9 protein-coding genes and 3 pseudogenes are annotated in these 10,298 nt (G+C 59.1%); 4 read left to right on the forward strand and 8 right to left on the reverse strand.

The annotated features are described in order from the left end of the window. Positions 1-138: 138 nt before the first annotated feature. From KW848_RS31980 to KW848_RS27510, 4 genes and pseudogenes are all read right to left on the reverse strand, one after another. Positions 139-354 (reverse strand): annotated as a pseudogene (locus tag KW848_RS31980) (hypothetical protein); the annotation flags it as partial. A 169-nt stretch (positions 355-523) separates the two neighbouring features. After that, entirely contained in the window at positions 524-937 is a 414-nt protein-coding gene (locus KW848_RS27500) for a VOC family protein (protein WP_134104782.1), read from the reverse strand. A gap of 199 nt (positions 938-1,136) precedes the next feature. Then, positions 1,137-1,739 carry a TetR/AcrR family transcriptional regulator gene (locus tag KW848_RS27505; RefSeq protein WP_218538674.1) on the reverse strand — a complete coding sequence of 201 codons (603 nt, stop codon included), beginning with the start codon at positions 1,737-1,739 and terminating at the stop codon, positions 1,137-1,139. After that, on the reverse strand, positions 1,726-2,577 hold the full coding sequence (locus tag KW848_RS27510) for a 3-hydroxybutyryl-CoA dehydrogenase (RefSeq protein WP_192407627.1): 852 nt from the start codon (positions 2,575-2,577) through the stop codon (positions 1,726-1,728). Before KW848_RS27510 ends, KW848_RS27505 begins: the two co-directional genes overlap by 14 nt. A 165-nt stretch (positions 2,578-2,742) precedes the next feature. On the opposite strand from KW848_RS27510, the gene KW848_RS27515 reads away from it, so the two are divergent. Both KW848_RS27515 and KW848_RS27520 read left to right on the forward strand, forming a co-directional pair. Beyond that, the gene (locus KW848_RS27515) at positions 2,743-3,762 is read left to right on the forward strand and encodes an AraC family transcriptional regulator (protein WP_192407629.1); all 1,020 of its coding nucleotides are present in this window, start codon (positions 2,743-2,745) and stop codon (positions 3,760-3,762) included. Beyond that, the gene (locus KW848_RS27520) at positions 3,759-5,573 is read left to right on the forward strand and encodes an ABC transporter ATP-binding protein (protein ID WP_218538675.1); all 1,815 of its coding nucleotides are present in this window, start codon (positions 3,759-3,761) and stop codon (positions 5,571-5,573) included. The genes KW848_RS27515 and KW848_RS27520 overlap by 4 nt, the downstream gene beginning before the upstream one ends. A gap of 3 nt (positions 5,574-5,576) precedes the next feature. Here KW848_RS27520 and KW848_RS27525 read toward each other — a convergent pair whose 3' ends face one another. Further along, positions 5,577-6,533 carry an alpha/beta hydrolase gene (locus tag KW848_RS27525; protein ID WP_218538676.1) on the reverse strand — a complete coding sequence of 319 codons (957 nt, stop codon included), beginning with the start codon at positions 6,531-6,533 and terminating at the stop codon, positions 5,577-5,579. Between the two features lie 20 nt (positions 6,534-6,553). Between KW848_RS27525 and KW848_RS27530 the strand changes: the two are divergent. Next, positions 6,554-6,784: pseudogene (locus KW848_RS27530) on the forward strand (2-deoxyribose-5-phosphate aldolase); the annotation flags it as partial. Here the strand turns inward: KW848_RS27530 and KW848_RS27535 are convergent. From KW848_RS27535 to KW848_RS27545, 3 genes and pseudogenes are all read right to left on the reverse strand, one after another. Further along, positions 6,785-7,783 carry an NAD(P)H-quinone oxidoreductase gene (locus KW848_RS27535; protein WP_218538677.1) on the reverse strand — a complete coding sequence of 333 codons (999 nt, stop codon included), beginning with the start codon at positions 7,781-7,783 and terminating at the stop codon, positions 6,785-6,787. A gap of 112 nt (positions 7,784-7,895) precedes the next feature. Continuing rightward, positions 7,896-8,165: pseudogene (locus KW848_RS27540) on the reverse strand (YbfB/YjiJ family MFS transporter); the annotation flags it as partial. 77 nt (positions 8,166-8,242) lie between these two features. Next, the gene (locus tag KW848_RS27545; RefSeq protein ID WP_218538678.1) at positions 8,243-8,965 is read right to left on the reverse strand and encodes a pirin family protein; all 723 of its coding nucleotides are present in this window, start codon (positions 8,963-8,965) and stop codon (positions 8,243-8,245) included. A gap of 362 nt (positions 8,966-9,327) precedes the next feature. On the opposite strand from KW848_RS27545, the gene KW848_RS27550 reads away from it, so the two are divergent. Next, positions 9,328-10,278, forward strand: a complete 951-nt coding sequence (locus KW848_RS27550) for a GlxA family transcriptional regulator (RefSeq protein WP_192407636.1) — start codon at positions 9,328-9,330, stop codon at positions 10,276-10,278. The last annotated feature ends 20 nt before the right edge of the window (positions 10,279-10,298 follow it).

The raw sequence follows: 10,298 nt of genomic DNA on the forward strand, positions 1-10,298 counted from the left end.
GTGAAACGATGCATCGCCGATGGTAGTGTGGGGTTTCCCCATGTGAGAGTAGGTCATCGTCAAGATTAAATTCCGAAACCCCTATCTGCGTATGCAGGTAGGGGTTTTGTTTTGTCCGCAGGAAAGTGCGAACGGACATCACCGGTACTTGATCACAATCCCTTTGAGTTTCCGACCTTCGATGGTTTTTACGTCGCGAGCCCACAGTGGACCGTTGACATAGGCGCCCACCGATTGGATATGGTCGTAGACCACAACCACGGCATCGCCGCCGAGCTTGGCGGACTCTTCGCGTAGTTTTTCTTCTACCTGAGTGATGGGAGGAGCAGGCTCGACTCTCGCGTCGATGAGCAGTGACAGTTTGAGGCGAGTGGACTAAGGCACGTCCTGGGCAGGCAGTGGGGTTCCTCCGAACAATCCGCGGCTGTACGAGGTAGCGTGTTGACGGTAGCAGACAGTCCGGCAGTTGCCAGAAGCCCAACCTTTCAGGTTGGGCTTTTTTCATGCCTTGAGAAAGTGAGTTTTACTGATCCTTTTCGCAGTTCACCATCCACGACACCCCAAACCGATCAACCAGCATCCCGAAACGTGCTGCCCAGAACGTCGCTTCTAGTGGCATTTGAACGCTGCCGTCTTCCGACAATGCAGCGAAGATCCGTTCAGCCTCCGCAATGCTGTCGACATTCAGTGAAACCGAACAGCCGCTCATTTCGTCAGTAGGGCGATCAGGTGTTGTGTCCGAGCCCATGATCGCCTGATCGCCCACCAGCAGGCGGGTGTGGATGATCAGGTTGTGGTAGTCCGCCGGAAAGTGCTCGCGCGCGGGGCTTTCGCCGAAGGTCATCATGACTTCGATTTGGCCTGGCAGGCTTTGGGCATAGAAGGTGAAAGCGGCTTTGCAGTCGCCATTGAAGATCAGGTAGGGATTGATTTTCATGCTTTGCTCCCGGTAACGAAGAAGCGGAGGGAGGCTGAATTCACCTCCAGCTCCGCAGTGATTGGGCTCCCATTAGCAAAGCGTTAGATGTCGTGATTGGCGGGAATTGTTTAGATGTTTTTTCTATTGAAGCGACGTGGCTTATGGCTTCCTGCGCCTAGGTGTCGATCCACGATCACGGAAATATCGTCCAGGGCCCTCAAGCTACTGCGCGTGAAACCGAGGGGCGCAGCAAACGCTCGATGGCACCACTGACCAGGTTTTCCAACAGCTCATCTCGCTCCGCCTCACTCAGCGTGTGCTGCGCCAACCAGCTGGGCGCGCTGTTCAGCAAATTGGCGATGGCGTGCCCGGTGGCAAGTTGCGCCTGCTCGCTGAGACGAGGCCTTGTTCCGAGCATCAGCAGCAGTCGGCGCTCGTATTGCTCGCGCAGTTGCCGAACCCGTTCCTGTTGTTCTTCATTCAGGCAGCCGCTGTCACGCTCCGCCAGACGAAAATGCCAGGGCATCTCCTGATGCAGGTTCAAATGCGCTCGGATAAGGGCGTGGAGTTTTTCACGTTTTGCCGGCGCCTTTTGCTCGATCCGCCCTAGGGTTGCCAACAGTTCTTCGTAGAACTCTTCGATCAGGTCGAGCAGCAAGTGCTGTTTGCTGGGGTAATGGTGATACAACGAGCCGGGAGCGAGCCCCAGGCAGGTCGCGAGCTCACGCATGCCGACCTGTCCGAAACCTTTGCAGGCGAACAGCTCCAGCACCTTGTCCCGATACTCGGCAAAGCGCGAGCAACGCTCAGGCATAGGCATGGAAGCCACGCCCCGTTTTGCGCCCCAGGTAACCGGCGGCGACCATTTCCTTGAGCAGTGGAGCAGGGCGGTACTTGCTATCGTTGAAGCCGTCGTAGAAGGCTTCGAGGATCGCCAGCACGGTGTCCAGGCCGATCAGGTCCGCCAACGCCAACGGCCCTATCGGCTGATTGCAGCCCAGGCGCATGCCGGCGTCGATATCTTCGGCGCTGGCCAGGCCTTCCTGAAACACCAGGATCGCTTCGTTGATCATCGGCACCAGAATCCGGTTGACCACGAAACCCGGACGGTTGCCCGCGGTGATCGCGGTTTTACCGAGAGTGGTCGCCATGTCCAGCGCCAGGGCGTGGGTGGCGTCGCTGGTTTGCAAACCGCGAATCACTTCGATCAGACCCATCACCGGCACGGGGTTGAAGAAGTGCAGACCGATGAAGCGCTCAGGCTGGCTCACGCTGGCCGCGAGTTGGGTGATGGACAGCGAAGACGTGTTGGAGGCAATCACGCAATGATCGCTTACCTGCGCGGCAATCTGTTGCAGCACGCGCAGTTTCAGTTCGAGGTTTTCGGTCGCGGCTTCGATCACCAGTTGCACGTTCTGCAGGTTGCTGTAGTCGGTGCTGGTGCGGATCTTGTCGAGGGCGGCGAGCTTTTGCTCTTGCGTCAGCGTTTCCTTGGCGATCTGTCGATCGAGGTTTTTACTGACGGTTGCGACGGCCTTTTGCAGGGCGCTCTCGGAGATGTCGAGCAAGGTCACGTTAAAACCGGCCAAGGCGCAGACTTGCGCAATGCCATTGCCCATGGTGCCTGCGCCGATCACGCCAATGTTTTGCAGATTCATGTTCTGTCCTTCCGATCAAATCCCGCGATACCTTGGCCGCCGTAGTGGCCGAAGGCGTACTATTGGCCGCGAGTCTAGAGCCGGCAGGGCGGTTGTCCTATGCCGAAACTGTTCAACGGCACTGGTGTTTTTTGCCATTCGGGTGATGGGGAGAGAAGCGTTCACATGCGGGAAAAGGACTCGGTTTCCGCCTACTTCGTGCAGGCAATGATCCATGGGCTGGGAAACAATCCGCAACGTCAGAGGGCTGCGCTTGAACAGGCCGGCATCGATCCGGCGTTGATGGAGCAGCCCACCGCGCGTGTACCGGCGAGTGCGTTTGCCGCGTTGTGGTTGATTCAGATCCGCGAGCTCAACGATGAGTTCTTCGGGCTCGACTCCCATGGCATGCCGCCGGGCGGTTTCGCCCTGATCTGTCGGGCATTGATTCAGGAACCTGACCTGCACAAAGCCATGCGCCAGTGCCTGGCCAATTTCGCACTATTCCTCCACGACTTTCGCGGCACGCTGACGGTGCGCGGGAAACGTGCAGTGATCAGCCTGCAGAATCACTCGCCAAACAGCGACGTCAGTCGTTTGGGCGAGGAGACGTTTCTGGTATTGATGATCAGTCTGCTCTGCTGGCTGGGTGGGCGGCGCATCCCCATCGACCGCGCAGATTTTCGCCATGAGCGAGTGTCGCTCAGCGATGACCGTTTACTCTGGGGACCCAACCTGACCTTTGGCGCCGAGCGCACCGAAATCGAATTCGCCAGCCACTATTTGCGTCTGCCGGTGGTTCAGGATCTGGCCTCACTGAAAGTGTTTTTGCGCACCGCGCCGCAATGGCTGGTGATCCGTTTTCGTAATCAGCACGGCCTGGCGTCGCAGGTCCATCAGCGCCTGCGTAACAGCCATTACAGCCAATGGCCGACCTTGCAGGCCTTCGCCCTGGAACAGCACCTGAGCCCCAGCACCTTTCGCCGAAAACTGGAGCGGGAAGGGTGTTCGTATCAGGAGATCAAGGACGAGGTGCGGCGTGGCGTTGCGTTTGAGCAATTGCGTCACAGTCGTGCGAGCATCAGTGACATTGCCGAGCAGCTTGGCTTTCAGGAGCCTAGCGCGTTTCACCGGGCGTTCAAGAAGTGGACGGGGGAAAGTCCGGGACGGTATCGGGCGAGGTATCAGGGGGGGATCACGGAGTGAACCCTGTTCTCGATCGTTTCACCTCGTTACTCGACCAGGCGAGACGCGCCTTGCTACTGGTCTGGGCAACGTCTCGCGGGCTGTTTCTGGGATTGGTGCTGGCGACGTTGATTGCCGGTGTACTCCCGGCACTGGCTGCCTGGTTGGGACAACGCATTGTCGATGCGGTCGTCACGGCCATGCAGTTGCACGCACAACAGGGCAGTGCGCCGTTGTGGCCGGTCGTGCGTTATGTGCTGTTTGAAGCGGGCGTGCTCGCATTGCTGTCCGGGACTCAGCGGGCGCTGTCGGTTCAGCAATCGCTATTGCGGGTGCAGTTGGGGCAGAAGGTCAATACGATGATTCTGGAGAAGGCCCAGACGTTATCGCTGGTGCAGTTCGAGAATTCCGAGTTCTACGACAAACTGGTTCGAGTGCGCCGCGAAGCATCGACCCGGCCGTTGGCACTGGTGATGAAGTCGTTGGGGCTGATCCAGAACCTGATTGTGTTGATCAGCTTCGGTGTGTTGCTGGTGCATTTTTCGCCCTGGGCGCTGGTACTGCTGGTGGTCGGCGCGTTGCCGGTGTTCTTCGCCGAAGCACATTTTTCCGGCGATGCTTTTCGATTGTTCACCCGTCGCGCGCCGGAGAGTCGACAACAGAATTACATCGAAACGCTGCTCTCTCACGAGGGCTACATTAAAGAGGTCAAACTGTTCGGCTTCGCGCCGCTGCTGTTGAAGCGTTATCGCGACACGTTCGCACGGCTCTATGCCGAAGACCGGCGCCTGACGCTACGTCGGGATGGCTGGGGATTTGTCCTCGGTCTACTGGGCACCGGCGCGTTTTATCTGGCCTATGCCTGGGTCGTGGTTGATACCGTCCATGGCAACATCAGCCTCGGGCAGATGACCATGTACCTGGTGTTATTCAAGCAGGGGCAGACGGCAGTCAGCAGCAGCTTGAGTGCTATCAGCGGTCTCTACGAGGATGGCCTTTACCTCTCCAGTCTTTATGAATACCTGGCCGAGCCTGTCGTGGCGGATACCGGCAACCTCACCGTGGGGGCGGTGCCCGGCGATGGCCTGCGTTTCGAAAACGTCGGCTTTCGTTATCCGGGCGCCAGTCGCGCTGCGTTGGAAGGCATCGATCTTCACCTTGTGCCCGGCCACAGTGTGGCGCTGGTGGGGGAGAACGGTTCGGGCAAGACCACGCTGATCAAATTGCTGACGCGGCTGTACCGTCCTGATCAGGGCCGTATCCTGCTGGACGGCAGCGATCTGCAAGCGTGGGAAGAAGACGTGCTGCGACGGCGCATCGGGGTGATTTTTCAGGACTACATCCGCTACCAATTCTCCGTCGGCGAGAACATCGGCGTCGGTGACACCCTGGCGTTCAACGATGAACAGCGCTGGCAGGAGGCCGCCGCCGAGGGCATGGCCGCGCCCTTTATCGAGGGGCTGGATCGAGGGTATGCCACTCAGTTGGGGCGGTGGTTTGCCGGGGGGCAGGAGTTGTCCGGCGGGCAATGGCAGAAGATCGCGTTGTCGCGCGCCTACATGCGGCGCAACGCCGATATCCTGATTCTGGATGAGCCGACCTCTGCACTCGACCCGGCGGCGGAAGCGGCGGTATTCGAGCACTTCAGTGAGCACACCGAAGGCCGGATGACGTTGCTGATCTCTCACCGGTTTTCCAGCGTGCGCAATGCGGACCACATCATTGTGCTGGACCAGGGAGCGATCCTTGAGCGGGGCGATCACGACAGTCTGGTGGCCGCGGGCGGGCGCTATGCGCAGTTGTTTGATTTGCAGGCCCGCGGTTACCGATAGACCTCAAGACTCCCGGGAGACCCGAACCACGGCCGGCCCGGCCATTTGTGTCGGTTTTGTTTTCATCAAGCCGTCGAGTGCCTGGCGATACTGGGTACCGCCCTGGCTCATGCTGTTGTTGTGTGTACCACCGGGCACCAATAACAGGTGCTTGGGTTCGTTGGCGGCATTGAACAACTGCTGGCTGAACCGCGAGGGCATGAACGGGTCGGCCAGGCCATGGACCACCAGCAACGGCATGTTGATGTCGACAATCTTGTCGATGGAATCGAATTTCTGCGACAGCAGCCAGCGCACCGGCAACCATTTCACTGGCAGGTTGCTGTCGGCCACTTGCGCCACGGCATCGCCCAGCGAGGTGAAAGTGGATTCGATTACCAGACCGCGCACCGGCACCACGCCATGCACCTTTTTCGCCTGTGCGGCCAGGTCTGCCGCCAGGTCGATAGCCACCGCGCCACCCAGGGAATGGCCGTAGATCAGGCGCTTGTTGGCGTCCGGTTGCATCTGGGTGAAGCGCTCCCAAGCGGCTCGCGCATCCTCATAAACACTGGCTTCCGACGGCAGATCCCCCTTGCTCTGGCCAAACCCGCGGTAGTCGATGGCCAGCACCGAATAGCCCATGGCGCGCAATTGCTCGATGCGGAACGCCTGGCCCGTCAGGTTCCAGCGCACGCCATGCAGGTAGAGGATCGACGGCGCATCGCGACGCGCGGCCGGCCACCACCAGGCATGCAGGCTTTGCCCGGCCTTGAAACTGGCGGGCTTGATGTCGAATTCCTGAACGTCCTGCGGCAGACCACGATACCAACCAGCGTTGCCCGGCTCGATGCGGAACAGCAACTCGCGTTCTGTGTACTTGAGCACGCCGCAGCTCACCGGCAAGCCGACGATTAGCACGGCCATGCACAGCAGCGGCAGCCAGCGTCGGCCCAAGCGGCTCATCAGATTGGAAAACATGCGGTGGCCCGGAGGATCAAAAGGAAAGTTCGGGTTTTAACAGAAGCGTGGCGAAGGCAGGAATAAATTCGACAGTCGTATGTATGGCCCGACGCCGCACCGTCGGCGCGCTTATTGGGGTCAAGGCTTCCGGTGGCCTACGCGATGACCCGACTGCGCTGGCGATGATCGAGGCCGGTGCCACGCGACTGGGCACCAGCTCGGGCATCGCGATCATCAGCGGCGCCCTGGCGGCGGGTGAGGGCTACTGATCAGTCCACCCGCAAGACAATCTTGCCGATGTGATCACCCGCTTCCATCCGGGCATGAGCCAGCGACGCGTCGGTCAATGGATAGACCTTGTCGATCATCGGCAGGCAACGCCCGGCGGCGAGTACGGGCCAGACGTACTCGTGCAACTGTTCGGCGATCGAGGCTTTTTCTTCGCGGGTGCGCGCGCGCATCAGTGAGCCAGTGATCGTCGCGCGTTTGCCCAGGATCGCCAGCAGGTCGACGTCTTTGGCGTGGGCGCCACCGAGAAAGCCCAGCATCACCAGCCGACCGTCCATACCCAACGCCGCGATATTCTGATTCAGGTACGAACCGCCCATGATGTCGAGGATGACATTGACGCCCTTGCCGGCGGTTCTTTCCTGGATGACCTGGACGAAGTCCTGATCGCGATAGTTGATCGCCTCGGCCCCCAACGTGCGGATCGCCGCACACTTCTCCTCACTGCCCGCCGTGGCGAAAGCCTTGATGCCGAATTCGCGACACAACATCAACGCGGTGGTGCCGATGCCGCTGGTGCCGCCGTGAATTAATGCGCGCTGGCCTTTGCTGGCGCCGCCCATGTCGAACAGATTGGCCCACACGGTGAAGAAAGTTTCTGGCACCGCCGCGGCGTGCACCCAATCCATCCCTTCAGGAATCGGCAACGTCTGGCTGGCCGGTGCAACGCAATATTGTGCGTAACCGCCGCCGTTGGTCAGTGCACAGACATTATCGCCGACGATGAATTCGTTGACGCCAGCGCCGATCGCCACCACTTCACCGGCCACTTCCAGACCGGGAATCGGGCTCATGCCGGGTTTCATCGGGTACTTGCCGGCGCGTTGAATCACATCGGGACGGTTGACCCCGGCAGCGTGCACGAGAATCAGCACTTCGCCTGCACCTGCGGTGGGGACCGGTTCCTGGCGCGGCTTTAAAACCTCCGGACCACCGGGTTCGGTGATTTCAATCAGGGTCATGGTTTGGGGCAGATTCATGTCGGCGTCCTGTTGAGAAAGTCATCTGTAAATGGGATCGCATGAGTGAACGAATGATTCAATCCAATGCACTGATCCCTGTGGGAGCCTGCTCGCGAATGCGGTGTGTCAGTCACCTACTTTGTTGAATGCGACGCCGTCTTCGCGAGCAGGCTCCCACATTGTTTGATCTGTTCAGCAAGCGCATGACCTGTTCCAGTAACAGTGCTACCACAATGGCGCCGGCTGCAATGACAAACAATAACGCGTGATCGCCGCCGCTGGCGTTGAACAACGCCGAATACGCATACCCGGCGATAGCCTGAAACGTAGCGAATGAAACCGTCGCGCGGCTCCAGGCAAGTTGCTGTTGATGATGCTGTGGGACCAGTTCGTGAACCCGTCACCGCCCGCAGGGCCAGCACTGCACGAATCCCTGTAGGAGCTGTCGAGTGAAACGAGGCTGCGATCTCTTGATCTTTATGGCATTTCCGGCAGTTCTTGCGGCCGCAGGTCAAAGATCAATACCTCGGCATCGACGCCATTGCTCAAGGTCAGCACCTGTTCATCGCGAACCCGCACGCCATCGCCTTCCTGCAACGGCACGCCGTTGAGCTCGACATTGCCGCGGGCCACATGCACATAGGCATAGCGGTTGGTGGCCAATTCCAGCGCAGCGCTTTCCTTACCGTCGATCAGCGCCGCATACACCCGTGCGTCCTGACGCACCTTCAGCGAGCCTTTCGCCCCGTCGGGGGAGATGATCAGTTGCAGACGGCCGCGTTTCTTTTGCGGGCTGAAATGCTCTTGCTGATAGCGCGGTTTGGCGCCGCTGATGTCCGGCACGATCCAGATTTGCAGGAAGTGCACCGGCCGGGTGGTCGAGTGGTTGTATTCGCTGTGCGCCACGCCGCTGCCGGCGCTCATCAACTGCACGTCGCCGGGGCGGATCACCGAGCCAGTGCCCAGGGTGTCTTTGTGTTCCAAAGCACCTTCGAGCACATAAGAGAAAATCTCCATGTCGCGGTGTGGGTGCTGGCCGAAACCTTTACCGGCGGCAACCCGGTCATCGTTGATCACCAGCAGGTCGGAAAAACCCTGCTCTTTCGGGTTGCGATAGTTGGCGAAGGAAAAGGTATGGAACGACTTCAACCAACCGTGATTGGCCGCGCCGCGATCCGAAGCTTTGCGAAGGGTCAGCATGATGAAATCTCCTGTGGGGACGTTGATTCGTCCGAGTGAGGAGAAGGTTAATGGTTACGGGTTGGTGCAATAAGTAGGTGGAAATTGAAATACTGTCCTGTTGAGGTTGACAGTGATCGGCAGGCGATCACGTATTCTTCTCCGACGCCGATGCCACATTTGGCCATAATGCACAGCATTCTTCTGATACCGACACCAAACCCTGTGGGAGCGGGCTTGTCTCCGGGCGGCGATCCGACGAAAGCGGCGTCACATTCAATATTGTGGGTGACTGATACACCGCTTTCGCGAGCAAGCCCGCTCCCACAGGGGGGTGGTGTTTGGCAGATGGATTTTCTTTTGACTTCAGTGATTTTGAACCCATGAAAACCGTGGCTATTGTGTTGTTCCCGGACTTTCTCCTGCTGGACATGGCAGGCCCGATGGAAGTGTTTTCCATCGCCAATCGATATCTGGCACCGGATGATCGTTACGAACTGTCGACCATCGGCACCGAGCATGGCGCACTGCGTGCCTCCAACGGCGTCAGCGTCCAGGCCGATTTGCACATTGATCAGGCGGATCAGGCGTATGACCTGTTGCTGGTGCCGGGCGGTCCGGGTGCCTACAACGAAAAACATCCACCGTTGTTGTGTTGGCTCAAAGCCGCGGTCGGTCGCGCCGAGCGATATGGCTCGATCTGCACCGGTGCGTTCGTGCTGGGGCATGCCGGTTTGCTGGACGGTTATCGCGTGACCACCCACTGGCATTACACCGAACGACTGATCAAAGGCTTCCCGAAGGCTACCGTCGAAACCGATCAGATTTACGTGCAGGACCGCAACCTCATCACTTCCGGCGGCGTCACTGCCGGCATCGACCTGGCACTGTCGGTGGTCACCGAAGACCATGGCAAGAAAGTCGCCCAGGACGTCGCCAAGGTATTGCTGGTGGTCATGAAGCGGCAGGGTGGGCAGGCGCAATTCAGCCCGTTGATGGCTGCTGTCGCACCGCAGGAAACACCGATCACTCGTGTGCAGAACTTTGTGCTCGAACACCTCGATGAAGCATTCAGCATCGAACGCATGGCCAGCCTCGCGAACATGAGTGCGCGGCACTTCGCCCGGATGTTTGCTCGGGAAGTGAACATGACGCCCATGGAATTTCTGCAAAGTGCGCGTATCGACAGCGCCAGGAATCTGCTGGAAACCAGCGACTTGCCACTCAAGACAGTGGCGTTCAAAAGTGGCTTCGGCAGCGTACGGCACATGCGTTTTCTGTTCAGTGAAAAGCTTGGTTTGACGCCGACCCAATACCGTGAGCAGTTCAGCTAGAGCCTTCTTGTCCGTTATGC

Origin of the sequence: Pseudomonas sp. PDM25, assembly GCF_019219045.1 — a bacterium.
Lineage (GTDB): Bacteria > Pseudomonadota > Gammaproteobacteria > Pseudomonadales > Pseudomonadaceae > Aquipseudomonas.